Genomic DNA, 26,566 nt, shown 5'->3' with positions numbered 1-26,566 from the left:
ATGACGACGGTCACCATCACCGGCGCGACCGGGTTCGTCGGCCGGCAGGTCGTACGGGCTCTCACCCGGTCTGACGTCAGCCTTCGTCTCGCTACTCATCGCAAGCCGATAGCGGCCGCCCCGCCGGGCAGTGTCGTGCTACCGGCCGATCTCGCCGTTCCGGGATCGCTGAGCAGACTGTGCGACGGCGCTGACGTCCTGATCCACTGCGCCTCGATGATCGGCGGCACGACAGCCGCGAGCAACGCGGTGAACGTGGACGGCACTCGCTCCCTGCTCCGCGTCGCCGCGAAGGCCAAGGTCGGCCGGGTGATCTATCTGAGCACCGCCAGCGTGTATGGCCGTGGTGTCTACCGCAACGCCACGCCCGACGAGCTGACCCCGGCGCCGTTGTCGATCGCCAGCCGCACCAGGCTCGCCGCCGAGCAGGAGGTCCTGGCGGCGGGCGGTGTCGTCGTACGGCCCTATCTCGTCTACGGCGACGGCGACCGCTGGGTCATTCCCGGGCTGGCGAAGCTGCTCGGCACCCTGCGGGCAGACGTCGATGGCTGGCCGGCACGGGTATCGATGGTCGATGTCGAAGACCTCGCGCAAGGTCTCGCCGGTCTGGCTCTCGCCCCAGCCCTCGGCTCGGCGATCTATCACGGGAACCACCCGCTGCCCGTGCCGGTGGCCGAGCTCATGCAGGCCATTTCCTGCTTGCTACCAAGGACTTCTGGTGTCCCGGCGAGTCTCACGTACGACGAGGCGGCGGCGCGGCTGACTGCTGCCGGTGGCTCGACTCATGCGCTCGACATGATCGCCACCGATCACTGGTTCGAGAGCGCCAGCCTCTGGCGCGACACAGCGTGCGATCCCGGCCCCGGCTTCACCACCCGGTTCCCCGACCGCCTTGACTGGTACCGCCAGGACTAGCGCGGGTTTGCGGCGCGGTGGGCGGCGATGGCTCGGTGGGCTTCGTTCCACCACAGCAGGAGCGTGCAGAAGGAGGCGACCGCAAGGCCCCAGGCAGCGCCCTTGGGTCCTTCCAGGAAGGCTCCCCCGACGCCGATGGTGATCAGGATGAGCGATGAGATCAGCCTGACTCGCAGGCCGCGGGTAGCGGCGGTCAGCGCACGCAGGATGGCGAAGGCGCCCGCATTGGACGCTCCTAGTGCCTGCAGCAAGATCACCGGCACTAGGACTGTCCTGGCTTGAGTCCAGACGCCAGGACCGAGCAGGTGCTCCCCTACGGTTTCAGGGAGCAGCAGGAAGACCGCTCCCCAAGCCAGAGCGCCAGCGCCGACTCCTAGTGAGATCGCCAGGCCTACCAGCCAAAGGCGTCGGTAGGAGTGCTTCAAGGCACGTGCTGCCTCCGGTACCGCGATCATGCGGATCCCTTGGTTCAGCACGTTCACCGGGCCGAGCAGTACCTGCGCACCACGGATACCGGCCGTGGCGACGAGCCCTGCGGCCAAAGTGATCCCCAGCATGTACACCTGGATCGTCCCGCTCACGGCGAGCATCTCGCCAACGTACTTCGGCGTGAGATCGCGATGGGTGAGCAGCCACTCCTTGATCAACTGCCGACGCGGGCTCACCCCAGCCTGGAACCGGCCGGCTATCGCGGCGATCACCGCACCCAGGCCCCAGCCGAGCGTCAGCGAGAAAGCCGTGTCCGTGTTGGTCAGGTAGAGCCCGCCGAAGATCGCGCCCATCGCGAGCAGCCAGATCAGGTCGTTGAGAAAGGCCTTCTGCCCCTCCCCCACGACGAAGAAGGCCCAGCGCCAGGCGTCCTGCAGCAGCAGGCCCGGCAGTGTGATCGCAAACGCCAGCAGCACGCCCTTGGACGGCACGCCGGGGAACAGAGCGATCGCGAGGCCGACGATCATGCCCATCAGACCGGCGAACAGTGCCGTGGCGGTCGCCGCCCGGACTGCGCGCTGCCAGGCCGGGTTGCGATCGCCGGAGTACCGGACGGACAACGGCTCGGTGGCGACCGCCCGGGAGACGTTGAGGGCGATCGTGTACCCGCCGAAGGCGAGCGCGTAGATACCGAAGTCGGACACTGTCCCACTGCGTGCGACCAGGACCCCGACCGCCAGATTGCTCAGGCTGGACAGCGCTTGGTCGCCGAGCCCCCAGCCCGCCCGGCCGGCAGGACCGGCCAGCTTCGACAATTTCAAGATGCGACGGGCCTCGGCGGCTTCCGCAGGATGCCCACCCCGAACTTCGGGATGCCCAGCACGTACCGCCGCCAGAGCCGGCGCGGCTCCTTGTAGATCCGGTAGCTCCACTCGAGCCCGGACCGCTGCATCCACCGCGGCGCGCGGTCGACCCGGCCGGTGTGGAAGTCGAAGGCCGCCCCGACGCCGATCAGGATCGCGGCGTCCAGCCGGTCGCGGTGGTCGGCCATCCAGCGCTCCTGCTTCGGCGCGCCGAGACCGACCCAGATGATGTCCGGGTTTGCCTCGTTCAGCCGGGTGACGATCTCGTCGTCCTCCTCGGCGGTCAGTGCCCGGTACGGCGGTGAGTAGGCGCCGGCCACCTTCAGCCCCGGATGCCTTGCGGTGAAGGTGTCCCGCAGCTTCTCCGGGACGCCGTCGGCACCTCCGTAGAAGTACTGCGACCAGCCGCGGAGCTCAGCCTCGGCCATCACCCGCTCGATCAGGTCCGGCCCGCAGACCCGGTCCATCCGCTCGAAGCCGGCCTTCTTGCCGGCCCAGACCAGCGGCATCCCGTCGGGCAGCGTCATCCCAGACGTGTTGTAGACGTGCGTGAGCTTGGCGTCCGCGCGAGCCTGCAGCAGGGCGTTCATGTCCGAGACGCAGACCAGGTGCCGTTCGCCGTCGTCGATCCAGCGCGCGAAGGTGCCGACGGTGTGCTCCATGTCGGTGACGCTGACATGGATGCCCAGTACGTCGACGCGGTCCTGTGTCGTCTCAGCGGTCATCGGTCAGTCCTCGCGGGTCAGGGCGGCGAGATCGGCGTCCACCATGATGCGGACGAGCTCCGGCACGTGCACCTGGGCCTTCCAGCCCAGCTCGGCCTGCGCCTTCGACGCGTCGCCGATCAGTGAGTCGACCTCGGTCGGCCGCTCGTAGCGCTGGTCGTAGTCGACGAAGTCGTTCCAGTCCATGCCCGCGTGCTCGAAGGCCAGTTGGACGAAGTCGCGGACCGAGTACGACGTACCGGTGGCGACCACGTAGTCGCCCGGCTTGTCGTGCTGCAGCATCCGCCACATGCCCTCGACGTACTCCGGGGCGTAGCCCCAGTCGCGGCAGGCGTCCAGGTTGCCCAGGTACAGGCGCTTCTCCTGGCCGAGCTTGATCCGGGCGACCGCGCGGGTGATCTTGCGGGTCACGAACGTCTCGCCGCGGCGCGGGCTCTCGTGGTTGAACAGGATCCCGTTGACGGCGAACATGTCGTACGCCTCGCGGTAGTTGCGGGTCATCCAGTACCCGTACAGCTTGGCCGCGCCGTACGGCGAGCGCGGGTAGAACGGGGTCTCCTCGTTCTGCGGCGGCGGCGTCGCGCCGAACATCTCCGAGCTGCTCGCCTGGTAGAAGCGGCAGTTCAGCCCGATCATCCGGATCGCCTCGAGCAGCCGGGTGGTGCCCATCCCGGTGGTGTCACCGGTGTACTCCGGTTCGTCGAAACTGACCCGGACATGGCTCTGAGCGGCCAGGTGGTACACCTCGTCGGGCTGGATCGACGCCAGCAGCGTCACCAGCCGGGAGCCGTCGGTCAGGTCGCCGTAGTGCAGGAACAGCCGCTTGTCCTGCTCATGCGGATCCGTGTACAGGTGGTCGATCCGGTGCGTGTTGAACGTGCTCGCCCGCCGGATCAGGCCGTGCACCTCGTACCCCTTGCCGAGCAGCAGTTCCGCCAGGTACGAACCGTCCTGACCAGTGATGCCGGTGATCAGAGCCTTCTTCGCAGTACCCCCTACTGCGTGCTCCGGCTGGTGGCCCCCAGTGGTGGTCATGCGTCGTTCCTCCCGTTGGCGAGGTACCAGGCGTAGACACTGGCCACGCCCTCCTCGAGGTCGATACCGGGCTTCCAGCCCAGGGCGCTCAGCTTGCTCACGTCGAGCAGCTTGCGCGGTGTGCCGTCCGGTTTCGACGGATCGGTGCCGATGGCACCTTCGTAGCCGACCGCCTTCGCGATGATGCGGGCCAGTTCGCGGATCGTCACGTCGGTACCGACGCCGACGTTGATCGGGCCGGGCTCGTCGTACTGCTCGAGCAGGTGCAGGCTCGCGTCGGCCAGGTCGTCGACGTGCAGGAACTCGCGCCGTGGGGTTCCCGTCCCCCACAGCACGACCTCTTCGGCACCGGCCTGCTTCGCGTCGTGGAACCGGCGGATCAGCGCCGGCATCACGTGTGAGCTGGTCAGGTCGAAGTTGTCGTTCGGCCCGTACAGGTTGGTCGGCATCGCCGAGATCCAGCGCAGGCCGTGCTGGCGGCGGACCGCCTGGACCTGCATGATGCCGGCGATCTTGGCGATCGCGTACGCGTCGTTGGTCGGCTCGAGCTCACCGGTGAGCAGGCTCGACTCCTTGATCGGCTGCTCGGCGAACTTCGGGTAGATGCAGGACGACCCGAGGAACAGCAACCGCGGCACCTGTACGTCGAGCGCCGCGTCCATCAGGTTGACCTGGATGCGCAGGTTGTCGCTGAGGAACTCGGTCGGGTGGTCCCGGTTGGCCAGGATCCCGCCGACCTTCGCGGCCGCGTCGATCACCACTTGCGGGCGGTGCTTGGCGAAGTACGCGAAGGTCTGGTCCCGATCGCGGAGGTCAAGCTCTTTGGAGGTCGCGCCGATCAGATCGGTGAAACCCTCCGACTCCAGCTTGCGCCAGATGGCCGAGCCGACCAGGCCGCGGTGTCCCGCGACATAGACCTTTGCGTTCCGGTCGAGCCGGCCTTCCACGCCATCCTTCATCGAAAGCTCTGTCCCCATCAGTAGGCACCAGACCCGCGGATCACCGCGCGGGCCGTCTTCCACAAGATCAGCAGGTCGAGCGTCATCGACCAGTTGTCCACGTAGCGCAGGTCGAGCACGACCGACTCTTCCCAGGACAGGTCGCTGCGGCCGCTGACCTGCCACAAACCCGTCAGGCCCGGCTTCACCAGCATCCGGCGGGTGTCGTCGGCGGCGTACAGGGCGACTTCCTGCGGCAGTGGCGGACGCGGGCCGACCAGCGACATCTCGCCGCGCAGCACGTTGATCAGCTGCGGCAGCTCGTCCAGCGAGAACCGGCGCAGGATCCGGCCGAGGCTGGTCACGCGCGGGTCGTCGCGCATCTTGAACAACATCCCGTTGCCGTCGCTGAGCGCGTGCAGGTCCCCCAGCCGCTGCTCGGCATCGACGAACATGCTGCGGAACTTGAGCATCGAGAACTCTTCGCCCGAGCGGCCGACCCGGCGCTGCTTGAACAGCACCGGTCCCTTGCTGCTCAACCGGACCGCGACGGCGAGGCCGAGCAGCAGCGGCGACAGCACGATCACCAGGATCAGCGCGAGCATCCGGTCGAAGACGCCCTTCAGCAGGTGCGGTCCACCGCTGACCGACGGGCGCTCCAGGTGGAGGAGCGAGAGCCCGGCGACCGGACGGACCGAGATGCGCGGACCGGCGACCTCGATGATGCCGGGCGACACGATCAGCTCGACGCCCTTCTGCTCCAGTGCCCAGGACAGCCGGCGCAGCGACTGACCGGCGAGCTCCGGGTCCGAGGCGACCGCCACGACGTCCACGGCGTGCCGGTCGACGGCGGCCATGATGTCGGCCTCGTCCAGCTCGTCGGGACCGAGCAGCAGCGCGTCGTGCTCGCGGTGCGGCCTGCCGTCGCCACGCGGGCGACAGGTCGCGACCACCCGGAAACCGTCCGAGGGACGCTTCTCGAGGTGTTCGCTCAGGGTCGAGGCCTGGCCGTTGCGGCCGACGACCAGCACCCGGCGCATGCAGCGGCCGCGGTACCGGTGCCGGCTGAGGTCACGGCGCAGGCCGTACCTGAGCAGCAGCGCCAGCAGCACGGTCGCCGGGATCGCCAGCACGACGAAGCCGCGGGCGATCTCGCTCTTGGTCGCGTACGAGACGATCGCGACGACGGCCGTGAGTCCGGCGCCCGAGCGCAGGATCGAGCGGAACTCGTCCGGCCCGGCGCCGAAGAAGCGCGGTTCGTAGCCCTTCGACATCGCCACCGCGGCGACCCATGCCAACGGCAACAAACTGCCGAAGACCAGGTACGCGCCGCCGACCTGGTAGCCGAACCTGGTCAGCAAGGCGATCGAGACGCCGATGACGGCCGCGAGCAGGTCTCCCCCGAGAGCTGCCCAGCGGTAGACCGCCACCCATTGCGGCTCGGTCAGCCGGGCCGACCGCGGCACGATCGCCGGCACCGAGTCGGGCACCACCCAGACCGGGCGGCGCCGATCGAAGTACTCCGACGGCGCGACAGTGGTCTGCAGCGTCGCTGATGGCAGGCCTGTCGACGACAGGCCTGCAGTAACGGTCGCGTCTGTTTCAGACGCGGCTTCCCCCATGACGGCATGATCCGTCACCCTTAGTCACCCCCCGGTGAACCGGCCGCGATTTGAGTCACACTCTGTCACAATCTCCAGTGGACCCAGTCGCGTTACGCCGTGAAGTACACCGTCCCGTCGACGGCAGTTCACCGAGGGTACTACGCGCAAAGCGGGTCCGACAGTAGTAACTACGGAGTGTTGGGAAGCGTTACGCACGGGAGTTCGGGGCTTCTTCACACACAGCACCGCGGGACCGTCGACGACGGTCCCGCGGTACTCGAAAGGGGTGGTGAACAGAGAGTTCAGCCCGCGATCAGGCCGTCTCCGCTGATCAGTTCGCGCATCTCGGCCAGCGTGCTGTCACCCGGCGGCAGGATCGCGTCGGAGTCGTGCAGCTCGGTGTCCGGCACCTTGTCGCCGGCCCGGACGAACGCCAGCAGCGCGGCGAAGGCGGTCTTGAAGCCCTCTTCGTCGTTCGCCGAGACGGCCTTCTCCAGGTCGGTGTCGACCAGGTTGAGCTGGTCGAGCTTCTCGTCGGCCAGCTGGTACTGACCTTCGCCCATGATCCGGACGATCATCACGCGTCTCCATCCTGCGGTCGGACCGGCTGCTGCACAGGCTGCTGAGCCGGCTGCTGGGGCTGGGCCGCGCCGGGCGCGTCCTGGGCGATCTGCTTGGGCGCCTCGACCGGAGCGATCTGCGCCTTCAGCGCGGCGAGCTCGGACTCGACGTCCGATCCCGTCGACATCCGCTCGAGCTCGAGCGTGATGCTGTCCTTGCTGCTGCCGGAGGCGTCGTCGAGCGCGCCGGAGGCGAGCAGCTCGTCGATCGCGCCGGCCCGGGCCTGCATCTGCAGGGTCTTGTCCTCGGCCCGCTGAACCGCCAGGCCGACGTCGCTCATCTCCTCGGAGATGCCGGAGAAGGCCTCGTTGATCCGGGTCTGCGCCTCGGCGGCCGTGTAGGTGGCCTTGATCGTCTCCTTCTTGGTGCGGAAGGACTCGACCTTGGCCTGCAGCCGCTGCGAGGCGAGGGTCAGCTTCTCCTCCTCACCCTGGAGCTGGGCGTGCTGGGTGGTCAGGTCGTCGATCTGGCCCTGCAGCCCGGACTTGCGGGTCAGCGCCTCGCGGGCGAGGTCCTCGCGGCCCATCGAGAGCGCCTTCTGGGCCTGGTCCTGCAGCTTCTGCGACTGCGACTGCAGCTGCGAGGCCTGCAACTCGACCCGCTTGCGGCTGGTGGCGACGTCGGCCACACCCCGGCGTACCTTCTGCAGTAGCTCGAGCTGCTTCTGGTACGAGTAGTCAAGGGTTTCGCGAGGATCCTCAGCCTTGTCCAAAGCCGAATTGGCCTTGGCCTTGAAGATCGTCGACACCCGCCTGAAGATGCTCATCGATATCCGTACCCCTTCTGTGCCGGTGGTGACCCGGCGTGCGTGTCAACCACCCTATGTCCCTGCGGGTCACCACACCATCGGGACCGGCCCGGATAAAGTGGTGCAAAGGTCCGGGGACCACCCCGAGACCGGCGTCGCCAGTTCCCGAATGAGGTTCAGTCCCCGTGTTCCGTCGTACCAAGTCTGAGACATCGTCCCAAACGCAGGCCACGGCCCCCCAGCCGAAGGTCGGGGGCAAGGGGCGTCCGACCCCGACCCGGCGCGAGGCCGAGGCGTCCCGCAAGGCGGCGCTGAAGAAGCCGCGCAACCGCAAGGAGGCGGCGGCGTACCGGCGGGAGAAGGTACGGACCGAGCGCGCCAAGATGCAGGACGCGATGAAGACCGGCGACGACCGGTACCTGCCGGCCGCCGACAAGGGCCCGGTCCGCCGGTACGCCCGCGACTACGTCGACGCCCGCTGGTCGGTGATGGAGTTCGCGCTCCCGGTGCTCCTGGTGATCTCCCTGGTCGGGGTCGTTTTCTCTCAGGCCTTCCCCTGGTTGCCGGGCCTGGTGAACATCCTCTTCTTGCTGATGATCGTCGCGATCGCGGGCGACTGGTTCCTGGTGACCGGCGGGCTGAAGCGCGCGGTCAAGGCGAAGTTCCCGAACGAGTCGGCCAAGGGCATCGGCTTCTACGCCGTCCGCCGGACGATGCAGATGCGCCGCTGGCGCCTGCCCAAGCCGATGGTCGCCCGCGGCGAGAAGCCCGCGTAACTTTCCGGCCCCCAGCGGTATCGAAGTAATCAGAAGCATTACTTCGCACTGTGGACCAAGGGGCTGCACATGTCCGGTCGACCGATCGCAGCGGCTGTCGCCGCGTTGCTGGCACTGACGATCACCCCCGGGGCCGCGCGGGCCTCGGGTACGGAGGCATCGGGGCAGGCAACGGCCACCGCCGCGTGCGCGATAGGGCTCGGGTCGGTGACCGCCGGTGGCGATCACACGGCCAGCGGGATCATCGCCGGCTCGCCACCGACGGTGCAGGAGGGCCGTACCTTCACCGACATCTACCCCGACGGCCAGGTCCGGCTGAGTTCGATGATCGCGATCGATCCGGACGTCACCGGTACCGGCGGGGTGTACTCGGGCTTCGTGGTGATGGGCTCGACCATGTACAACACCGGATTCGTCCTCACGGAGGACGGCGAGGTCGACCGGTCGAGGCCGACGGTTTCCCGGGTCGGTGGCGGCTGGGGTGACACGACCTTCTTCGAGACCAGCACGTACTGGGTCCAGCCCCGTCCGTTCACCTCCACCCACTACGCCCTGCGCGCCGATGGGACTCTGACGCGCTGGGAGAACCACTACGACAGCACCAACCCCGCCAGGCTCTGGATCAACAAGCGGTCCGCAACCGGATTCGCGGCGGTGAAGACGATGGCGCTGATCAGCCAGACCCCGACGTACGAAACCTTCCTGGCCAACACCCGGGGCGGTGCCCTCTACACGATCCGGCTCCCCCGGACCTCGCCGCTGAAGCCGATCGTCAAGAAGGTGCGCAGCTCGACCTGGCAGGGCTTCGAGGCCCTGATCGCCGAGAAGTGCGGCCAGTACGGCACGCTGCTGCTCGGCATCGACAAGGACACCCACTCCGGCTACCTGTACGCCGTCGGCCACGCCAACGGCAGCGCCACCGTGATCCAGGGGCTCGGCAAGGTACCGGACACCTTCACCGACCCGGTCTACTTCCGCCATGCTCTCCGGCCCGGTGACGCCCCGATCCTGTTCGGGGAGTGATCAGGCGTCGAAGGGGGTGACCTCGATCGGGCGGGCGCAGGCTTTGCTCGCCCGGGTCGCCCACTCCTGGGCGGTCGCCAGGTCGGGCACCTCGATCACCCAGAAGCCCGCCATGTACTCCTTGCTCTCCACGAACGGCCCGTCGGTGATCAGTACCTCGCCCTGATGGGCGCGGACCACCGACGCGGTCGTCCGGGGCTCCAGGCCGCCGCCGAAGACCCAGATGCCGCGGGCCACCATCTCCTCGTTCAGCTTGCCGACGTCGCCGCGCTCGTGCTCGTCGGACTCGCCGTCCACGTGCTGCACTCCCAGCAGGTACTGCGTCATGTCGCTCACCTCTCTCATCCGTCGTACGGGTCACCCCCTACACGATGTGGACCCGCCCGGATCGACACCGCGTCCAAGAGTTTCTCGCAGTAGGGTCAGGACATGGACTTTCGGTATCTCGGAAACAGTGGGTTGAAGGTCAGCGAGATCTCGTACGGGAACTGGCTCACGCACGGGTCGCAGGTGGAGAACGAGCAGGCCACGGCCTGCGTGAAGGCGGCCCTGGAGGCCGGGATCACCACCTTCGACACCGCGGACGTCTATGCGAACACCAAGGCGGAGACCGTCCTGGGTGATGCGCTCGAGGGCGTGCGGCGCGAGTCCCTGGAGATCCTCACCAAGGTGTACTGGCCGACCGGGCCGGGCGGACCGAACGACGTCGGGCTGTCCCGCAAGCACATCCACGAGTCGATCAACGCGTCGCTGAAGCGGCTGAAGACCGACTACGTCGACGTCTACCAGGCCCACCGGTACGACACGGAGACGCCGCTCGAGGAGACGATGGAGGCGTTCGCCGACGTCGTCCGGGCGGGCAAGGCGCTCTACATCGGGGTCTCGGAGTGGACCGCGGAGCAACTCCAGGAGGGCCACCGGCTGGCCCGCGAGCTGCACATCTCGCTGGTCTCCAACCAGCCGCAGTACAGCATGCTCTGGCGCACGATCGAGGCCGAGGTGGTACCGGCCTCGGAGGAGCTCGGCATCGGCCAGGTGGTCTTCTCGCCGATCGCGCAGGGCGTGCTGACCGGGAAGTACAAGCCGGGCGCCGAGCTGCCGGCCGGGTCGCGGGCGACCGACGACAAGGGCGGCTCGAACATGATCAGCCGGTTCATGAACGACGACGTACTGACCCGGGTGCAGGAGCTGCAGCCGATCGCGGCCGAGGCCGGGCTGTCGCTGTCCCAGCTCGCGATCGCCTGGGTGCTGCAGAATCCGAACGTCTCCTCGGCGATCACCGGCGCCTCCCGGCCCGAGCAGGTCACCGAGAACGTGAAGGCGGCCGGCGTGAAGCTCGAGGACTCGCTGCTGAAGCGGATCGACGAGACCCTCGGCGGCATCGTCGAGCGGGATCCGGCGAAGACCGCGCAGAACTCCCCGCAGACCCGGCCGGGCCGATGAGCTGGACGTGGCGGTTCGAGACCGCTACCGGTGAGACCGCGGACCCGGGCGACCTGACGGGTGCGGAGTTCTCCGCCCAGGGCGACGCCGAGAGCTGGCTGGGCGAGATCTGGCGCGAGCTGGCCGAGAAGGGCGTCGGGCAGGTCTATCTGCTCGAGGACGGCCGTGAGGTCTACGGTCCGATGAGCCTTGCGGCCCAGGAGTAACTGGCTGTAGTGATCGTGGCCCGGAGCCTGAGCGATAGGCTCCGGGCCATGATTGCTAAGCGACTGGTCCTCACCCTGCTGACCGGCCTCTTACTCGCGGGCACGGCCACCACCACAGCCCAGGCCGAGGACGGGTACCGCTTCTGGGGTTACTACCAGTACACAGGCGGACAGTGGGCCTTCGCCCAGAAGGGCTCCGAGGCCGTAGTACCGGCGGACGGCGCAGTCGAGGGCTGGCGGTTCGCCGTGGGCGGTGCCAAGCCGCGGGTGCCCCGGGCTGCCGGGGACTTCAGTGCCATCTGTGGAGCGACTCCTGCCGAGACCGGCAAGAAGCGGGTCGCCCTGGTGATCGACTCCGGTACTCCGGCCGACTCTGCCTCCGGCGCCACTCCTCCCCCGGCGACCGGCACCTGTGTCGTCACCGACCCGAAGGCGACCGGGGCGAAGATCCTGGCCGCGGTGAAGCCGGTCCGGATCGAGAAGGGCCTCACCTGCGCGATCGACGGCTATCCGGCGACCGGCTGCGGCGACCAGGTCAAGAACATCTCCGTGCCCGCCACGGACGAGCCGGTGAAGCTGGAGATCGGCGCCGCGGTCGGAGCCGCCCCTGTGCCGTCCGCCTCTCCGTCGCCTTCGGCTGACAGCCAGCCGGCCAAGAGCCACAAGGTCGGGTGGGCCGGCGGAGTGCTGATTCTGCTCATCGCGGTCGGCGGGTACCTGACCAGCCGGCGCCGCACGAAGTTCCTGAAGCAATAGGTGCGCGCTGTCAATCGTCCCGACCTCCCCAGAGCATTGCACCCGGGGGCCTGGTGGCTATGGGCGCTGGGGCTGGCCGTGGCCGCCAGCAGGACTCGCAACCCCGTCCTGCTGATCCTCATCCTGGTGATAGCCGGCTTCGTGGTGGCTGCACGTCGTAGCGATGCTCCCTGGGCCAACAGCTACGTGGCGTTCCTCAAGCTCGGCCTGGTCGTCATCGGCATCCGGGTGGTACTGCAGGCGCTGCTGTCGACCCGCTCGCAAGGCAACACGCTCCTGTTCACCCTGCCGCAGATCCCTTTGCCTGATTGGGCCAACGGCGTGAAGCTCGGCGGTGAGGTCACCGCCGAGGCAGTACTGACCGCCCTGTACGACGGTGGCCAGCTCGCGGTGATGCTGTGCTGCATCGGCGCCGCCAACGCACTGGCCAGCCCGCGCAGGCTGCTCAAGTCACTACCTGGTGCCCTGTACGAGATGGGCGTCGCCTGCGTCGTCGCGCTGACCTTCGCGCCGCAACTGGTCACGGATGCTCGCCGGATCCGGGCCGCTCGACGTCTGCGCGGCCGCACCCGCGGTTCCTTCCGCACTACCGCCATGCCCGTCCTCGAAGGCGCTCTGGACAGGTCGGTCGAGCTGGCCGCCGCAATGGACTCTCGTGGCTACGGGCGAACTGCGCATGTCCCCCGACGACAGCGGCGGATCACTGGTGGCGCAGTGCTGCTTGGGCTGCTCGGGATCGCTCTGGGGGTCTACGCGCTGCTGACTGATGCAATGGCCTTCCCTGTCGCCGCTGGAGCATTGGCTCTCGGGTTGCTGCTCGCGGTCGGGGCAATGGCTGTCGGGCGGCAGCGGGTGACTCGTACTCGCTACCGGCCGGATCCGTGGGCCCTGCCCGAGTGGCTGGTTTGCTTGTCGGGTGCCTTGGCTGCTGCGGTGATGATCGTCGCCGCTGCTCGGGGAGTGCCTGGGTTGGTGCTGGCTGGTCCCTTGGTGGCTCCACCGGTGCCCTTGCTGCCGGTGATCGGCCTGCTGTTCGGCCTTGCTCCGGCGGTGGCTGCTCCGCCGTTGACCCGACGACGTGAGCTGGTGCCGGCATGATCGAGTTCGACCGCGTGACGGTCACCTACGACGGCGCCACCGAGCCGGCTGTCCGGGACGTGAGTTTCACCATTCCGGAGGGCGAACTGGCGCTGGTGATCGGCCGGACCGGTTCCGGCAAGTCCACGCTGTTGCGGACCATCAACGGGCTGGTCCCCCACTTCACCGGCGGGACGCTGGCGGGGCGGGTGCTGGTGAACGGCCGGGACACTCGCGACTACCGGCCACGCGATCTGGCTGATGTCGTCGGCATCGTCGGGCAGGACCCGATGGCCGGGTTCGTGACCGATACGGTCGAGGACGAGTTGGCTTACAGCATGGAATCGCTCGGGATCGCGCCGGACGTGATGCGGCGGCGGGTCGAGGAGACTCTTGATTTGCTGGGGCTTGCCGGCGTACGGGATCGGGCGCTGACCTCGCTTTCGGGCGGGCAGCGGCAGCGGACGGCTATCGGGGCTGCGCTGACCTCTCATCCGGCCGTACTCGTCCTGGATGAGCCGACGTCGGCGCTGGACCCGCAGGCGGCTGAAGAGGTGTTGGCTGCACTGCAGCGGCTGGTGCATGACCTGGGCGTCACTGTCGTGATGGCGGAGCACCGGCTCGAGCGAGTCATTCAGTACGCCGACCGGGTGATCGAGGTTCCTGGGGGCGCGGGGGCGGTCTCTACTGGGCTCCCGGCTGACCAGATGATCACTGCTCCGGTAGCGCCGCCAGTGGTTGAGCTTGGGCGGCTCGCTGGTTGGTCACCGCTGCCGTTGTCGGTGCGCGACGCTCGTCGTGCTGCGGTGGCGCTGCGCTCGCGGCTGACCAATCTGGCTCCGCTGAGGCCGGTGGCTGTCGAGGGACGTGAGTTGGCTTCGTGCAAGGACCTTGTGGTCGCCTATGGCGGTACTCCGGCGCTGCGCGGGGTGTCGTTGAGCATCAAGGCCGGCGAGGTCGTTGCGCTGATGGGCCGGAACGGCGCGGGCAAGTCCACGTTGCTCAACGCGCTCGTTGGGCTCGTGCAGCCGCGCTCTGGCAGCGCTACGGCGGCTGGGGCCGATCCGCGGCATACCAAGCCATCGCGGTTGGTGAAGGCTGTGGGGTTGGTGCCGCAGGAGCCGGCTGACCTCCTGTACGCCGCGACTGTGGCTGACGAATGTGCTGGGGCCGACAGCGACTTCCGGGTGGCAGCTGGGAGTTGCAGGGCGGTGCTGGATCGGCTTGCACCAGGTATTGATGACCAGCTGCATCCGCGGGATCTGTCGGAGGGACAGCGGCTCTGCCTGGCGCTGGCGGTCGTACTGTGCGGTGCTCCTCCCCTGTTGTTGCTGGACGAGCCCACTCGCGGGTTGGACTACGGCGCCAAGCACCGGCTGGTCGAGATCCTGCGGGAGCTGGCACTGGCCGGGCATGCAGTGGTGCTGTCCACGCACGACGTGGAGATGGTGGCCGAGGTCGCTACGCGGGTGCTGGTGCTGGCTGAGGGCGAGTTGGTGAGTGATGGCGAGACTGCGACGGTCATCGCGGGCTCGCCGGCGTTTGCTCCGCAGGTGGCGAAGATCCTGGCGCCACTGCCGTTCCTGACCGTCGGCGAGGTGGCTACTGCGCTGGAACGGGCATCGTGAGACTCGTCCGGCTCAAGCCGCGCAGTACGGCGACGTTGGTGCTTGCTTCGGTGGTAGGGATCCTTGCGTTTGGGTGGCCGCTGCTCTGGTCTACGTCGCAGGGCGGGGAGTCGGCCATCGGGCATACGACTGATGCGCCTTGGCTCTTCGTGCTGTTGCTGCCGCTGTTGGTGGCCGTCGTACTGGCTGAGCTGTCCGAGGACGGGATCGATGCGAAGGTGATCTCGCTGCTCGGCATGCTCGCGGCGGTGGGGGCTGCGTTGCGGGCGCTCGGGCCTGGGACTGCTGGGCTCGAGCCTGGGTTCTTCTTGCTGATCCTGGCGGGGCGGGCGTTCGGGGCCGGGTTCGGGTTCGTGCTGGGGGCTGTGTCGTTGCTGGCCGGGGCGCTGGTCAGTGGTGGGGTGGGGCCGTGGATGCCGTTCCAGATGTTCGCCTGCGCGTGGGTCGGCTGCATTGCGGGACTGCTGCCGCGGTTGGGCGGCCGGCTGGAGTTGCTGCTGCTGGCGGCGTACTCGTTGGTCGCCGGGGTTCTCTATGGCCTGGTGATGAACCTCTGGTTCTGGCCGTACGCCACCTTCGGCAGCGACTTCTCCTTCATCCCCGGCGACTCCCTGGCCGACAACCTGCACCGCTACGGCCTCTTCGTCGTAGCCACCTCCCTGGGCTGGGACATCCCGCGAGGCATCCTGTGCGCCGTCCTGGTCCTCGTCCTCGGCCGTCCCATCCTCAACGCCTTCCGCCGCACCGCCCGCAAGGCCGCCTTCGACGTCCCCGTCGTCTTCGAGAGGACCCCCAATGGCTGAACTGATCACCGGTCCCGACGGCGCGGTAGTAGACGGCGTACTACGTCTCGGCGCCAACGGAGTCGTCGCTGCGGCTGGCTACGAGGTGACGACGACCAGAACCCCCAGCGGCCTCCGGTACGACGTACAGACCCCCACAGGCGAGCAACTGTCATGGACAGCACCTGCCACGAACCTGGCGCCCTCGGCGCAGCCGCACCCGGGCTCGACGCAGCCGGCACCGGAAGCGGGCGCGGGGCAACCGCACGCCGGCTCGGCGCAGCCGGCACCGGGAGCGAGTGCGGGAGCGGGTGCCGGTGCGGGTGCGGGTGCGGGGCAACCGCACGCCGGCTCGGGGCAACCGCACGCCGGCGCGGGGCAACCGCACGCCGGCTCGGCGCAGGCGGCGCCGGGAGCGAGTGCGGGAGCGGGTGCGGGTGCGGGTGCGGGTGCGGGTGCGGGTGCGGGGCAACCGCACGCCGGCTCGGCGCAGCCGGCACCGGAAGCGGGCGCGGGAGCGGGGCAGCCGCACGCGGGCTTGGCGCAGCCGGCGTCGGGAGCGGGTGCGGGGCAGCGCACTCTGGTGCTTGGGGGCGCGCGGTCCGGCAAGTCGACTGCGGCGGAGCGCTTGCTCGCCGATCACGCGGACACGATCTATGTCGCGACGGGCGGCGACGGATCGGCTGATCCGGAGTGGGCTGAGCGGATTGCGTTGCATCGGTCGCGGCGGCCGGCGTCCTGGGGGCTCGTCGAGACGATCGACCTGGTGCCGTTGCTGGAGAGCGCCGGGCCGCCGTTGCTGATCGACTGCTTCACGCTCTGGCTGGCGCGGGTGATGGACGAGTGCGAGGTGTGGACCGACCGCAGCCGGGCTGTCGAGGTCGAGAAACGGATCGAGCAACTGGCCGACGCCTGGTCGACGACCACGAGGCTGGTGGTTGCCGTTAGCAACGAGGTCGGCTCCGGGGTGGTCCCAGCAGACGCCGGCACCCGGCTCTACCGGGACCTGATGGGCCGCGTGAACGCTACCCTCGCCAGGCGGTCAGAGGTGGTGTTGTGGTGCGTCGCAGGACGAACCCTCACGCTCTGAGCGCCAGCCGGGTCGGTGGCGGGTCGGCCGCTGGCGCGGTCGGATGGTTGGTGCGTCGGCTGGAGGGCCGCTAGATGGTTGATGGGTTGAGGCTGGCTTTCGGGACCTTGTCGGTGCTGCCGGTTCGGGCTCCGGGCAATGTCGACCGGCGGGTGGCTGGGCGGGCGATGGTGCTGGCTCCGGTGGTGGGGCTCGTGCTGGGTGGGATCGCGGGGCTGGTGGTTTACGGGGCCGATCGGGTGAAGCCTGATGCGCCGTTGCTGTCGGCGGTGCTGGGGGTTGTTGTGCTGACGGTGCTGTCGGGTGCGTTGCATCTGGACGGGTTGGCGGACAGTGCCGACGGGTTCGGGAGCCGGCGGGATCGTGAGACCAAGCTGCGGATCATGAAGCAGAGTGACATCGGCCCCTTCGGGGTGGTGTCGATCGCGGCGGTGCTGCTAATTGATGTCGCGGCTCTGCAAGCGTGCATCCAGAACGGCTTCGGCTGGCAGGCCCTGCTGATCGCCGGCGTCGCCAGCCGCCTCACCCTCCCCTGGTCCTGCCGCACCTCGGTCCCCTCCGCCCGCCCCGACGGCCTCGGCGCGATGGTCGCCGGCACAGTCCGCCCGTACGCCGCCGCCCTGCTCACCCTCGCCAGCATCACCGCCGCTGCCACCCTCGGCTGGCTAGCCTCCCGCTCCACGACCGGCTGGGTGTCATACACCAACGACGGCACCCCGGTCGGCGGCCTGTTCACCGGGTCCACCAACCACGTAGTCGTCGGCAACCCCTCCACCGAGGTGCTGAGCATCAGCGGCCGGTCCGCCGACGGGACCTGGGGGCACGGCGGGGGCTCAGCGCCAGGCAACGCCCAGCTCGCGCATTGGGTCGGCGCGTCCCCGCTCACCGTGACAGTCGTCGGGGCGGCCGTCGCCGTGCTCGCCGCCGTCTTGCTGAGCTTGGCCGCCACCCGACGTACCAGCAAATCTCTCGGCGGCATCACCGGCGACACCCTCGGCGCCACCGTCGAACTAGCCCTCCCCTTAACCCTCCTCCTGCTGGCCTTCACCACCTAACCGCCCCCAACCCGCAGTGGCGACCTTGAACACCATCTCGCGACCTTGAACACCGCACACCTTGTCCACTCCCACCACATGGTGTTCAAGGTCCTCACTTCTGCCCGCTGGAGGTCCGCGCGCAGAAGCGGCTCCCTTCTCATCGCCCGGCAGCACCGGGCGGTCGACAGGTCGCTCCCCATTTCGGTGGTTAACCCCTGAAACGGTGGGTTGCCACCCCAGAATCCCGTGGGGCAACCCACAAACTCAGGGGTTGACCACCGAAATGGGGACGGCGGGGTGCGAGTCGGATGGTGGGTGGGCGGGTGAGAGTGTGTGCGCTCGCATTGGGGGCGGGTGCGGGTCGTCGGGATGTGGGTGGGGGGACGTGCATTAGTGTCCTTTCGGGCATGGGGGTGGGCAGCACTACGCGTAACGGTGAGGACACGTGACGGTTACCCGGAGATTCCATTACGGCAGTTCGGGAACGAACTGCCCGCGATCCGTTATCTTTATGTAATGAACGCAACCCGCCCAGCGCCTGGCTCGCAGGCTTCGCTGCGCGAAGCCAACCGCGAGCGCGTCCTGGGGGTTGTCCGGCAGCACGGGCCGCTCACCCAGGTCGAGATCGCCGCGGCCTCCGGGTTGTCCGCCGCGACCGTGTCGAACATGGTCAAGGAGCTCGACGCCGCCGGCATGGTCGGGCTGTCCCGCAGCATCCGCAACGGACGCCGCGCGGTACTGGTTTCGCTGGCATCCGGCGGCGGCCTGCTGGCCGGCGTCGCCTTCGGTGAGCGGGATGTCCGGGTGGCGATCGCCTCGGAGAGCCGCGAGATCCTCGCCCAGCAGCTGATGCCGCTCCAGGCCGACCACGTCGCCGACGACGGTATGGAGCGCGCCGCCCGCCTGCTCGCCGACCTGTGCGAGACGGTCAACGCAAGCGTCGAGGACATCGGCGCGATCGGTTTCGGCCTGCCCGCGCCGGTCGACTCGGTCAGCGGCGAGGCGGGCTCCGACGCCGTCCTGCCCGGCTGGCGCGGCGTCAACGTGGCCGAGGCGATGGCCGGTCACCTGCGCGCCCCGGTCGCGCTCGACAACACCGCCAACCTGGCCGCCCTGGGTGAACTGCGCGAGGGCGCCCTGCGCGGCGTGAAACACGGTTGCTACATCAAGTTCTCCTACGGCGTCGGCGCGGGCATCGTGCTCGGCGGCGAGATCTTCCGCGGCTCGGCCGGTACTGCGGGCGAGATCGGCCACCTCACCATCGACGAGAACGGCCCGATCTGCCGCTGCGGCAACCGCGGCTGCCTCGACACCTTCGTCGGCTCCCGCGCACTGCTCGCCAGCCTGCAGGCCTCCCACGGAGCGCTCCGGCTCCGGGACATCGTCACCCGCGCTCTGGCCGGTGATCTCGGCTGCAGAAGGGTGATCGAGGACGCCGGCCGCCGGGTCGGGGTGGCGATCGCGGGCCTGGTGAACCTGTTCAACCCCGAGGTGATCGTGGTCGGCGGCAAGATGGCCGAGGCCGGTGACCTGATCATGCTGCCCCTTCGGGAGGCCCTCGACCGGTGCGCGATCCCGAGCGCCGCCGCCACCGTCGAGCTGCGGCCGGCCGAGCTCGGTGACGATGCGGATGTACTCGGTGCCATTCAGTTGGCATCCGTGCTGAGCCATTCCCGGACGGCCCGGGCGCTAGAGACAACCGTGTAACAACGATATGTCTATTTCTTGAATTCAAGCCTTGACGTCAACCTGGTTCTGGGCTTTGACTCTGCTCAGGCCTACTCGGGCCCTCACGTCAAGGAGTCGCTCTATGTCCGTCTCACCAACCCGTCTTGTCGGCCTCGGCATCGCCGTATCGGCCCTTGCCCTCTCACTGGTGGCCTGTGGGTCGGACGACAAGTCCCCCGCCGCAGGCGGCGGTGACAGCAAGGGCGGCAAGATCGCCCTGCTGCTCCCCGAGTCGAAGACGACTCGCTACGAGGCGCTCGACCGCCCGCTGTTCACCGAGGCCCTCAAGGCCGAGTGCGCGAGCTGTGAACTGATCTACAGCAACGCCGACCAGGACGCCGCAAAGCAGCAGACCCAGGCCGAGGCCGCGCTGACCCAGGGCGCCAAGGTCCTCGTGCTCGACCCGGTCGACGGCAAGGCCGCCGCCGGGGTCGTCGCCTCCGCGAAGGCGCAGAACGTCCCGGTCATCGCCTACGACCGGTTCATCGAGGGCGCGAACTACTACGTCTCGTTCGAGAACGAGGCCGTCGGCAAGCTGCAGGCGCAGACCCTGGTCGACGCGCTCAAGGCGGCCGGCAAGACGTCGGGCAACATCGCCGAGATCAACGGCTCGCCGACCGACCCGAACGCGGCCGACTTCAAGAAGGGCGCGCACAGCGTGCTCGACAGCTCCGGCTTCAAGATCGCCGCTGAGTTCGACACCCCGGACTGGAGTCCGGACAAGGCCCAGGCGTGGATGGAAGGCCAGCTCAGCGCCATCAAGTCCGGCCTGGTCGGCGTGTACGCCGCGAACGACGGTACCGCTGGTGGCGCTATCGCAGCCCTCAAGGGTGGTGGCGTGAAGCCGCTGCCGCCGGTCACCGGTCAGGACTCCGAGCTCGCCGCGATCCAGCGGATCGTCTCCGGCGACCAGCTGATGACCATCTACAAGGCCGTCAAGCCGCAGGCCACCGCCGCCGCCAAGGCAGCCGTCGCCCTCGCGAACGGTGGCAAGGCCGAGTCGACCGGCGACTTCAAGGGCGTCCCCGCGACGATTCTCGACCCGATCGCCGTCACCAAGGCCAACATCAACGACACTGTGGTGAAGGACGGCATCTACAAGGTCTCCGACATCTGCACCGCGTCGTTCGCCGCGGCCTGCACTGCCGCCGGCCTCAAGTAACTCCCGGCCTCAACCGATGCCGGCCCGCCCCCGGGCCGGCATCAAGCAGAGCCGAGGTCCGGGTGGGCACCCAGGTGCCCACCCGGACCGAAGCCGGAAAGCAAGCCCTCAGGAGGCTGATCGATGACTGTCACACCCACCCCTGTCACGGCCGCCGGCACGGTGCTGGCGCTACGGGGTGTCTCCAAGCGCTTCGGTGCCGTCCAGGCGCTCAAGAACATCGAGCTGGACGTGCGCGCTGGTGAAGTGCTCGCCCTGGTCGGCGACAACGGCGCCGGCAAGTCGACGCTGGTGAAGACCATCGCCGGCGTCTACACCGCCGACGACGGCACGATGGTGTTCGACGGGCGGGAGGTACGGGTGCACAGCCCGGCCGAGGCTCAGCAGCTCGGCATCGCCACCGTGTTCCAGGACCTGGCTCTGTGCGACAACCTCGACGTCGTCGCGAACCTGTACCTGGGTCGCGAACTGCGCAACGGCAAGGTGCTCGACGAGGTCGAGATGGAACGCTCCTCCTGGGAACTGCTCCGGCAGCTGTCCGCCAAGATCCCCAGCGTCCGGATCCCGGTCGCCAGCCTGTCCGGTGGTCAGCGCCAGACCGTCGCGATCGCCCGCAGCCTGCTCGGCCAGCCCAAGGTCGTGATGCTCGACGAGCCGACCGCCGCCCTCGGTGTGGCGCAGACGGCCGAGGTACTCAACCTGGTCGAGCGGCTCCGCGAGCGCGGCCTCGCCGTGATCCTGATCAGCCACAACATGGCCGACGTGATGGCCGTCGCGGACCGGGTCGCGGTACTGCGCCTGGGCCGCAACAACGGGGTCTTCGACGTGGCCGAGACGAAGTCCCAGGACATCATCGCCGCGATCACCGGCGCCACGGACAACGCAGTCTCCGAGCGCGCGGCGCGCCGGACCCAGCAGGAAGGCTCCGCATCATGAGCACCCCGGTCGACGGATCGCAGGCACCCGTGCAGGACGCTGTGCCCGAGACGCACGACGCGGCCGCGCTGCCCGCCGATCTCCAGGACGAGCGCCTGATCGCCAGCCACGGCATCAGCGGCGCGGTCTCCGCGTTCACCTCGCGGCTGCGCTCCGGCGACCTGGGCTCGGTCCCGGTCGTGGTCGGCCTGATCATCATCTGGGCGGTCTTCCAGATCGCCAACAGCTCCTTCCTGACCAGCCGCAATCTGGTCAACCTGACCCTGCAGACCACCTCGGTCGGAGTCATTGCCCTCGGCATCGTTCTGGTCCTGCTGCTCGGCGAGATCGACCTGTCGGTCGGCTCGGTCAGCGGTCTGGCCGCCGCGGTACTGGGCGTGACGTTCGTCAACAAGGGCTGGCCGCTGGTGCTGTCGCTGGTCGTCGCGGCTCTGCTCGGTCTGGCGATCGGGTTGTTCTACGGCGCGCTCTACACGAGATTCGGCGTACCGAGCTTCGTGATCACGCTGGCCGGTCTGCTCGGCTTCCTCGGTCTGCAACTGCTGGTGCTGGGCAAGGAAGGCACACTGAACATCCCGTTCGACTCGGGCATCGTGAAGTTCGCGACCCAGGACTTCCTGCCGCCGGCGGTCGCCTACGGTCTGGTCGTGGTGGTCGTCGCCCTGTACGTCTTCAGCCGGTTGCGGACCCGCAGCGCCCGCGCCAAGGCCGGGCTGTCGGCCGCGCCGACGTCGATGATCGCGATCAAGGCGGTCGCGCTGGCACTGGTCCTGTTCATTCCGGTGATCGTGCTGAACGGCGACCGGGGCGTCTCGTACATGTTCCTGCTCTTCGTCGCTCTGGTGGTGGCGACCGACTTCATGGTCCGGCAGACCCGTTGGGGCCGGTCCGTGCTGGCCGTCGGCGGAAACGTCGAGGCGGCCCGCCGCGCCGGTATCAACGTCCGGTTCATCTACCTGTCGGTCTTCGCGGCCTGCTCCACCTTCGCTGCCGTCGGTGGCATCCTCGGCGCGGCCCGGCTGATCGCGGTGAACCAGAGCAGCGGTGGCGCGGACACCAACCTGAACGCGATCGCCGCCGCCGTCATCGGTGGTACCAGCCTCTTCGGCGGCCGCGGTTCGGCGTACTCCGCACTGCTCGGCGCGCTGGTGATCATGTCGATCGCCAACGGCCTGGCGCTGCTCAGCCTCGACTCCAGCGTCCGCTTCATGGTGACCGCCGGCGTCCTGCTGATCGCCGTCACCATCGACTCCCTGAGCCGCCGCAGCCGTCAGGCGCACGGCAGGGCCTAGACCCGGTGGGCTGCTACCTGACCCCTGCCTCGGTAGCAGCCCGCCGTTCCAACGAACGGATCGCCACTCCCCGCCCGGGGTGGCGATCCGTTTCTCTTTGCCTGTACTAGCGGGAGTTCACCGCTCGGGTGGCGAGCAGCGCGCCTCGGCGTACTGCCCGTTCGAGGGTCCAGCGGCGGGCGGCGAAATCGGCTGATGGCAAGGAGATCGCGACCGAGGCCAGTACTGCGCCCGCGCTCGATCTGACCGGGGCGGCCAGACAGGTCAGCCCGTCCTGGAACTCGCCGATCTCCAACGCGACGCCGGACAGCCGGACCTGCTCCAGGTGACCTTCCAACTGGGTGCGATCCGTCAGGGTTCTTGCTGTGCACTGTCGCAGGCCAACGCGGTCGAGGTAGGCGCCGCGATCCTCCGAAGTCATCGCGGCGAGCATCACCTTGCCGAAAGCGGTCGCATGCGTCGCCTCATGGAAGCCGATGTCGAGCACCTGCACGCGCGGCCGACGCTCGGAGTCGACGACATGCGCGACCACCACATTCACCTCGCGGTAGACCGCGTAGTACGCCGCCGCATCAGCCTCCAGATGCAACCGCCGGACAGCAGCCGCAATCAACGGCGGCACCTCCAACTGCCGCTCCAGCAACCGCACCCTGTATCCCAGCCCGTACCGATGATCCTGAGCCAGGTGCACCAAATACCCGGACTCCGTCAACGTCGCCAACAAGTGATACGCCGACGGCACCGCCAACTCCAGATGAGCCGCGATCTCCTTCGCCGTAACCCCATCCTTGCTACCAGCAACAAACTCCATCGCCCGCAAAACCCTGGACACCGACTGGACAGTCCCCGGGATGCTCACAGTCACAGCCTGCCCCGAACGTCTCCGGCCAGGCGCTCCCGTCTCAACTTGAGACGAGAGCGCCTGGCGCCTCGCGGAGCTCAGGCGGCGGGCGCGGGCGGCGAGTTGCGGGTTAGCCGGTGGCCAGTTGGTCTACGTCTGCAGGGCGGGGGAGGTTGTAGCGGACGCTGAGGAGGCCTCGGCAGAGGCCGGAGTTGCCTTCGATGCTGATTCGGGTGGTTTGGCCATTCGGAGTTGGAGGGGGAGGTCCAGTTGGGTGATGGGGGTGCCGTCGTCGTGGAGGAGCAAGGGGGCGTCGGGGGTGGACGGGAGGTTGAGGTCGGTGCGGCGGCGGGTCAGGCGGTCGAGGTCTTGGCCGAGGCAGGCGTCGGCCAAGGTGGCGGTGGCCAGGTCGGGTACGGACCAGCCTTGTTTGATGAGGTGGGAGGCGACTTGTTCCTGGCAGGCGCGGTGGGCTTTGCGCTGGAATGTGATGCGGAGTTCCTCCAGCTCGTCGTCGGCCAGGCCCGGGAAGGAGCCGGCGAAACCACGTCCGCCCGCGACGCCCGCGTTGATCTCGTCGGAGGCGAAGTGGTCGAGCAACCTGATCACTACGTTGCGGACCCCAGGTACGGCCGCGACCGCGTCGTACGCGTCGGCGACCATCAGGTAGGCGAAGTTCGGCGCGCAGAAGTAGGTCGGCAACCGCAGCTCCACGAGCACATCGCCATCGTGTTCCTCGATCTTCGAGACGAAGCCGAGCTCGGTGATCGGCGCATCGAGTTCAGGATCCCGGACGGTTCCGTGGGCAGCTCTAATCATCACGCCGGTACCTCGATCCCGTACAGCTTGGCCGCATTGAGGCCGAGGATCTTCTTCTTCACCTCGACGGTCAGCTCGGGATACTCGGTCAGCTCAGCCGGATACTGGAAGTCCACGAACCGCTCGATCAGCCAGGCCGGCGTCCAGATCGCATAATCACTGGCGAACGTGATCCGATCCGGCCCGATCCAATACAACAGCTCCCCGAGGATCTGCGCGAAGTACTTCGGCCGGCTGTGGATGAACGGCATCGCCACCGCCAGCCCGCCGTACACGTTGGGCTCCTGCGTAGCGATCCAGCAGAAGTCCTCCAACCGCGGCAACCCGACATGCTCCACGATGAAGTTGAGCCCGGGAAATGCCGAGGCGACGTCATCCACATCGGCGACGTCGAAAGCGTCCCGGTTCAGCGGATAGATCGTCGGGCCCTTGTGGATATGGATGTTCCGGATCCCCAGTTCCGAGCACTTCTCGAGGTACCGGTACGACCAGGGATCGGTCAGCTTCCAGCCCTTCGAGTCGCCCTTCCACTCGGCCGTGTAGAGCTTCACCCCCTGCAGGTCCCACCGCTCGGCCAGCTCGGCCAGCTTGTCCAGCCCGGCCTCGCCGTCGCGTGGATCCCACGCGCCGTTCACGATGAACTTGTCCGGGTGCTTCTCCGCGATCGCGCCGTCCTGGTCGGTCGTGTTGAAGCCGTTCACGTAGAAGTCGGTCAGGTACGTCGGCTGGAAGATCGCGCGATCGACGTACCCGTCGGTGAACAGATCCTTGATGATCCGCTCCTCCGACTGCTTGTGGAACTCGTCCAGCGTCCACACCTTGTCGGCCGGCGACAGGTTGCGGTGGTAGTCGTAGAAGCAGTTGATGAAGCCCTCGCCGTACCGGTTGGCCTGGTTGGCCGGCGTCGCGTCCCACGCGTGCACGTGGGCGTCGACGACGAAGTAGTCGTTGCCGTCCTTGCTGTACATGGAATCGCTCCTTCAGCTCGTCAGGATGGCGCGGCCACCGGGCACCCGGCCACCGTCGAGGTCGTCGAGCGCGGTCAGCGCGTCGGCCAGCGAGTACTGCTTGGTGGCCAACCTGACCCGGCCCTGCGCGGCCAGCGTCATCAGGTCGTCCAGGTCGTTGTACGAGCCGACCAGGTTGCCGATCACGTTGATCTCGCGGGAGATGATGTCGATCGTCGGTACGTCGACCTTGCCGCCGTACCCGATCACGAAGTACGAGCCCGAGTTGCGCGTCATCGCCACCCCGTCGGCCTCGGTACCGTGCTCGCCGACGAAGTCGAGCACCACCTGCGCGCCCTCACCGCCGGTCTGGTCGAGGATCGCCGCCACCTGGTCGCCATCGCTGAGCACCGTGTCGTGCGCCCCGAGCTTCGACGCCTTCTCCAGTACTTCGGCCGACCGGTCGACCACCGTCACCCGGGCGGACGTCATCGCGACCAGGCACTGCAGCCCGATGTGCCCCAGTCCCCCGGCGCCGATCATCACGATCCGATCGCCCGGATGCACCAGCGGCACCGCCTTCCGGACCGCGCGGTACGCCGTCAGCCCTGCGTCAGCAAGGGCCGCGACGTCGGCCGGCGCGAGTCCGTCATCCAGCTTCACCACCGACCGGATCGAGGTCCGCAGGTACTCCGCCATCCCGCCGTCGCGGTTGATCCCGGGGAACTCGGAGTTGCGGCAATGCACGTCGTCGCCGGCCCGGCACGCGCGGCAGAGTCCGCACGTCACCAGCGGGTGGAGGATCACCTTGTCACCCACGCCCACGCCGGTCACCGCCTGGCCGACCTCGACGATCGTGCCGGCGTTCTCATGGCCGATCACGTAGGGCAGCTCGACCCCGGACTTCTCCGCCCACTGCCCTTCGATGATGTGCAGATCGGTCCGGCAGACGCCCGCAGCGTCGACCTTCACGATCACGTCGAGCGGTCCTTGCACAGTTGGATCGGGGATGTCGTCGAGGGTCGGGGGTTTGCCGTATTCATGGACTCTGACAGCCTTCACCGGGGCCACTTCCCTGTTCGTCGGGGATCGGTTCGTCCGATGCTGTCGATCCGCGGCGACCAGCGAAAGAGGCGTTATCGCCT

27 protein-coding genes are annotated in these 26,566 nt (G+C 68.3%); 15 read left to right on the top strand and 12 right to left on the bottom strand.

All coding sequences use genetic code 11. The features are described 5' to 3' along the window. The gene (locus AB0M15_RS12965) at positions 1–915 is read left to right on the top strand and encodes an NAD-dependent epimerase/dehydratase family protein (protein ID WP_363817082.1); all 915 of its coding nucleotides are present in this window, start codon (positions 1–3) and stop codon (positions 913–915) included. On the opposite strand, the gene AB0M15_RS12960 is transcribed toward AB0M15_RS12965, so the two are convergent. The 7 genes from AB0M15_RS12960 to AB0M15_RS12930 all read right to left on the bottom strand — a co-directional run bounded on the left by AB0M15_RS12960 (position 912) and on the right by AB0M15_RS12930 (position 7,896). Next, complete coding sequence (locus tag AB0M15_RS12960) at positions 912–2,165, bottom strand: hypothetical protein (RefSeq protein WP_363817080.1); 1,254 nt, start codon at positions 2,163–2,165, stop codon at positions 912–914. The genes AB0M15_RS12965 and AB0M15_RS12960 overlap by 4 nt on opposite strands. Next, positions 2,162–2,932, bottom strand: a complete 771-nt coding sequence (locus tag AB0M15_RS12955) for a WecB/TagA/CpsF family glycosyltransferase (protein WP_363817078.1) — start codon at positions 2,930–2,932, stop codon at positions 2,162–2,164. Before AB0M15_RS12955 ends, AB0M15_RS12960 begins: the two co-directional genes overlap by 4 nt. A 3-nt stretch (positions 2,933–2,935) precedes the next feature. Then, entirely contained in the window at positions 2,936–3,967 is a 1,032-nt protein-coding gene (gene gmd, locus AB0M15_RS12950; RefSeq protein WP_363817077.1) for a GDP-mannose 4,6-dehydratase, read from the bottom strand. Then, positions 3,964–4,944: a GDP-L-fucose synthase gene (locus tag AB0M15_RS12945; RefSeq protein ID WP_363817075.1), complete on the bottom strand. Its 981-nt coding sequence runs from the start codon at positions 4,942–4,944 to the stop codon at positions 3,964–3,966. The genes gmd and AB0M15_RS12945 overlap by 4 nt, the downstream gene beginning before the upstream one ends. Beyond that, positions 4,944–6,527, bottom strand: coding sequence for a sugar transferase (locus AB0M15_RS12940; protein WP_363817073.1), 1,584 nt, complete (start codon positions 6,525–6,527; stop codon positions 4,944–4,946). The genes AB0M15_RS12945 and AB0M15_RS12940 overlap by 1 nt, the downstream gene beginning before the upstream one ends. A 284-nt stretch (positions 6,528–6,811) precedes the next feature. Continuing rightward, positions 6,812–7,087 carry a hypothetical protein gene (locus AB0M15_RS12935; protein ID WP_363817071.1) on the bottom strand — a complete coding sequence of 92 codons (276 nt, stop codon included), beginning with the start codon at positions 7,085–7,087 and terminating at the stop codon, positions 6,812–6,814. Continuing rightward, a complete protein-coding gene (locus AB0M15_RS12930; RefSeq protein WP_363817069.1) occupies positions 7,087–7,896 on the bottom strand; it encodes a PspA/IM30 family protein in 810 nt (269 codons plus the stop codon). Before AB0M15_RS12930 ends, AB0M15_RS12935 begins: the two co-directional genes overlap by 1 nt. A 167-nt stretch (positions 7,897–8,063) precedes the next feature. Between AB0M15_RS12930 and AB0M15_RS12925 the strand changes: the two genes are divergently transcribed. Continuing rightward, on the top strand, positions 8,064–8,654 hold the full coding sequence (locus AB0M15_RS12925) for a DUF3043 domain-containing protein (protein WP_363817067.1): 591 nt from the start codon (positions 8,064–8,066) through the stop codon (positions 8,652–8,654). 69 nt (positions 8,655–8,723) lie between these two features. Then, complete coding sequence (locus tag AB0M15_RS12920) at positions 8,724–9,677, top strand: hypothetical protein (RefSeq protein ID WP_363817065.1); 954 nt, start codon at positions 8,724–8,726, stop codon at positions 9,675–9,677. On the opposite strand, the gene AB0M15_RS12915 is transcribed toward AB0M15_RS12920, so the two are convergent. Beyond that, a complete protein-coding gene (locus tag AB0M15_RS12915) occupies positions 9,678–10,004 on the bottom strand; it encodes a YciI family protein (protein WP_363817064.1) in 327 nt (108 codons plus the stop codon). A gap of 102 nt (positions 10,005–10,106) precedes the next feature. Here AB0M15_RS12915 and AB0M15_RS12910 point away from each other — a divergent pair, with 102 nt between their 5' ends. From AB0M15_RS12910 to AB0M15_RS12855, 12 genes are all read left to right on the top strand, one after another. Next, positions 10,107–11,120 (top strand): aldo/keto reductase family protein, encoded by a 1,014-nt coding sequence (locus AB0M15_RS12910; protein WP_363817063.1) that lies wholly within the window; start codon positions 10,107–10,109, stop codon positions 11,118–11,120. Further along, the gene (locus AB0M15_RS12905) at positions 11,117–11,326 is read left to right on the top strand and encodes a hypothetical protein (protein ID WP_363817062.1); all 210 of its coding nucleotides are present in this window, start codon (positions 11,117–11,119) and stop codon (positions 11,324–11,326) included. The genes AB0M15_RS12910 and AB0M15_RS12905 overlap by 4 nt, the downstream gene beginning before the upstream one ends. Positions 11,327–11,374: 48 nt before the next feature. Continuing rightward, positions 11,375–12,082, top strand: coding sequence for an SCO2322 family protein (locus AB0M15_RS12900; protein ID WP_363817060.1), 708 nt, complete (start codon positions 11,375–11,377; stop codon positions 12,080–12,082). Further along, positions 12,083–13,180 (top strand): energy-coupling factor transporter transmembrane component T, encoded by a 1,098-nt coding sequence (locus AB0M15_RS12895; protein ID WP_363817058.1) that lies wholly within the window; start codon positions 12,083–12,085, stop codon positions 13,178–13,180. Next, positions 13,177–14,787 carry an ATP-binding cassette domain-containing protein gene (locus AB0M15_RS12890; RefSeq protein WP_363817056.1) on the top strand — a complete coding sequence of 537 codons (1,611 nt, stop codon included), beginning with the start codon at positions 13,177–13,179 and terminating at the stop codon, positions 14,785–14,787. Before AB0M15_RS12895 ends, AB0M15_RS12890 begins: the two co-directional genes overlap by 4 nt. Beyond that, a complete protein-coding gene (locus AB0M15_RS12885; RefSeq protein WP_363817054.1) occupies positions 14,784–15,590 on the top strand; it encodes an ECF transporter S component in 807 nt (268 codons plus the stop codon). The genes AB0M15_RS12890 and AB0M15_RS12885 overlap by 4 nt, the downstream gene beginning before the upstream one ends. Further along, entirely contained in the window at positions 15,583–16,659 is a 1,077-nt protein-coding gene (locus AB0M15_RS12880; RefSeq protein ID WP_363817052.1) for a bifunctional adenosylcobinamide kinase/adenosylcobinamide-phosphate guanylyltransferase, read from the top strand. Before AB0M15_RS12885 ends, AB0M15_RS12880 begins: the two co-directional genes overlap by 8 nt. A 74-nt stretch (positions 16,660–16,733) precedes the next feature. After that, on the top strand, positions 16,734–17,714 hold the full coding sequence (locus tag AB0M15_RS12875; RefSeq protein WP_363817050.1) for an adenosylcobinamide-GDP ribazoletransferase: 981 nt from the start codon (positions 16,734–16,736) through the stop codon (positions 17,712–17,714). A gap of 498 nt (positions 17,715–18,212) precedes the next feature. Further along, positions 18,213–19,403, top strand: coding sequence for an ROK family transcriptional regulator (locus AB0M15_RS12870; protein ID WP_363817048.1), 1,191 nt, complete (start codon positions 18,213–18,215; stop codon positions 19,401–19,403). Between the two features lie 103 nt (positions 19,404–19,506). Continuing rightward, complete coding sequence (locus tag AB0M15_RS12865) at positions 19,507–20,586, top strand: sugar ABC transporter substrate-binding protein (RefSeq protein ID WP_363817046.1); 1,080 nt, start codon at positions 19,507–19,509, stop codon at positions 20,584–20,586. Positions 20,587–20,709: 123 nt separating this feature from the next. Further along, positions 20,710–21,522, top strand: a complete 813-nt coding sequence (locus AB0M15_RS12860; protein ID WP_343981060.1) for an ATP-binding cassette domain-containing protein — start codon at positions 20,710–20,712, stop codon at positions 21,520–21,522. After that, on the top strand, positions 21,519–22,814 hold the full coding sequence (locus AB0M15_RS12855; protein ID WP_363817044.1) for a sugar ABC transporter permease: 1,296 nt from the start codon (positions 21,519–21,521) through the stop codon (positions 22,812–22,814). Before AB0M15_RS12860 ends, AB0M15_RS12855 begins: the two co-directional genes overlap by 4 nt. 106 nt (positions 22,815–22,920) lie before the next feature. Here AB0M15_RS12855 and AB0M15_RS12850 read toward each other — a convergent pair whose 3' ends face one another. The 4 genes from AB0M15_RS12850 to AB0M15_RS12835 form a co-directional block, all read right to left on the bottom strand. Further along, positions 22,921–23,646, bottom strand: a complete 726-nt coding sequence (locus AB0M15_RS12850) for an IclR family transcriptional regulator C-terminal domain-containing protein (protein WP_363817042.1) — start codon at positions 23,644–23,646, stop codon at positions 22,921–22,923. 159 nt (positions 23,647–23,805) lie between these two features. After that, a complete protein-coding gene (locus AB0M15_RS12845) occupies positions 23,806–24,474 on the bottom strand; it encodes an iron-sulfur cluster assembly protein (protein WP_363817040.1) in 669 nt (222 codons plus the stop codon). Next, complete coding sequence (locus AB0M15_RS12840) at positions 24,474–25,442, bottom strand: amidohydrolase family protein (protein ID WP_363817038.1); 969 nt, start codon at positions 25,440–25,442, stop codon at positions 24,474–24,476. The genes AB0M15_RS12845 and AB0M15_RS12840 overlap by 1 nt, the downstream gene beginning before the upstream one ends. Positions 25,443–25,454: 12 nt before the next feature. After that, positions 25,455–26,483, bottom strand: a complete 1,029-nt coding sequence (locus tag AB0M15_RS12835; RefSeq protein ID WP_363817036.1) for an NAD(P)-dependent alcohol dehydrogenase — start codon at positions 26,481–26,483, stop codon at positions 25,455–25,457. Positions 26,484–26,566: the final 83 nt, after the last annotated feature.

The sequence above is a fragment of the Kribbella sp. NPDC051718 genome (assembly GCF_040681515.1).
GTDB lineage: Bacteria > Actinomycetota > Actinomycetes > Propionibacteriales > Kribbellaceae > Kribbella.
This window is presented reverse-complemented; position numbering and strand designations above follow the sequence as displayed.

Bases quoted from the DNA above. Each gene is read 5' to 3' on its own strand.
- AB0M15_RS12855 (WP_363817044.1), top strand. From the start codon at position 21,519: ATGAGCACCCCGGTCGACGGATCGCAGGCACCCGTGCAGGACGCTGTG.
- AB0M15_RS12865 (WP_363817046.1), top strand. From the start codon at position 19,507: ATGTCCGTCTCACCAACCCGTCTTGTCGGCCTCGGCATCGCCGTATCG.
- AB0M15_RS12840 (WP_363817038.1), bottom strand. From the start codon at position 25,442: ATGTACAGCAAGGACGGCAACGACTACTTCGTCGTCGACGCCCACGTG.
- AB0M15_RS12875 (WP_363817050.1), top strand. From the start codon at position 16,734: ATGGTTGATGGGTTGAGGCTGGCTTTCGGGACCTTGTCGGTGCTGCCG.
- AB0M15_RS12870 (WP_363817048.1), top strand. From the start codon at position 18,213: ATGAACGCAACCCGCCCAGCGCCTGGCTCGCAGGCTTCGCTGCGCGAA.
- AB0M15_RS12910 (WP_363817063.1), top strand. From the start codon at position 10,107: ATGGACTTTCGGTATCTCGGAAACAGTGGGTTGAAGGTCAGCGAGATC.
- AB0M15_RS12920 (WP_363817065.1), top strand. From the start codon at position 8,724: ATGTCCGGTCGACCGATCGCAGCGGCTGTCGCCGCGTTGCTGGCACTG.
- AB0M15_RS12900 (WP_363817060.1), top strand. From the start codon at position 11,375: ATGATTGCTAAGCGACTGGTCCTCACCCTGCTGACCGGCCTCTTACTC.
- AB0M15_RS12935 (WP_363817071.1), bottom strand. From the start codon at position 7,087: ATGATCGTCCGGATCATGGGCGAAGGTCAGTACCAGCTGGCCGACGAG.
- AB0M15_RS12965 (WP_363817082.1), top strand. From the start codon at position 1: ATGACGACGGTCACCATCACCGGCGCGACCGGGTTCGTCGGCCGGCAG.
- AB0M15_RS12945 (WP_363817075.1), bottom strand. From the start codon at position 4,944: ATGGGGACAGAGCTTTCGATGAAGGATGGCGTGGAAGGCCGGCTCGAC.
- AB0M15_RS12890 (WP_363817056.1), top strand. From the start codon at position 13,177: ATGATCGAGTTCGACCGCGTGACGGTCACCTACGACGGCGCCACCGAG.
- AB0M15_RS12860 (WP_343981060.1), top strand. From the start codon at position 20,710: ATGACTGTCACACCCACCCCTGTCACGGCCGCCGGCACGGTGCTGGCG.
- gmd (WP_363817077.1), bottom strand. From the start codon at position 3,967: ATGACCACCACTGGGGGCCACCAGCCGGAGCACGCAGTAGGGGGTACT.
- AB0M15_RS12880 (WP_363817052.1), top strand. From the start codon at position 15,583: ATGGCTGAACTGATCACCGGTCCCGACGGCGCGGTAGTAGACGGCGTA.
- AB0M15_RS12930 (WP_363817069.1), bottom strand. From the start codon at position 7,896: ATGAGCATCTTCAGGCGGGTGTCGACGATCTTCAAGGCCAAGGCCAAT.
- AB0M15_RS12955 (WP_363817078.1), bottom strand. From the start codon at position 2,932: ATGACCGCTGAGACGACACAGGACCGCGTCGACGTACTGGGCATCCAT.
- AB0M15_RS12915 (WP_363817064.1), bottom strand. From the start codon at position 10,004: ATGACGCAGTACCTGCTGGGAGTGCAGCACGTGGACGGCGAGTCCGAC.
- AB0M15_RS12940 (WP_363817073.1), bottom strand. From the start codon at position 6,527: ATGGGGGAAGCCGCGTCTGAAACAGACGCGACCGTTACTGCAGGCCTG.
- AB0M15_RS12845 (WP_363817040.1), bottom strand. From the start codon at position 24,474: ATGATTAGAGCTGCCCACGGAACCGTCCGGGATCCTGAACTCGATGCG.
- AB0M15_RS12905 (WP_363817062.1), top strand. From the start codon at position 11,117: ATGAGCTGGACGTGGCGGTTCGAGACCGCTACCGGTGAGACCGCGGAC.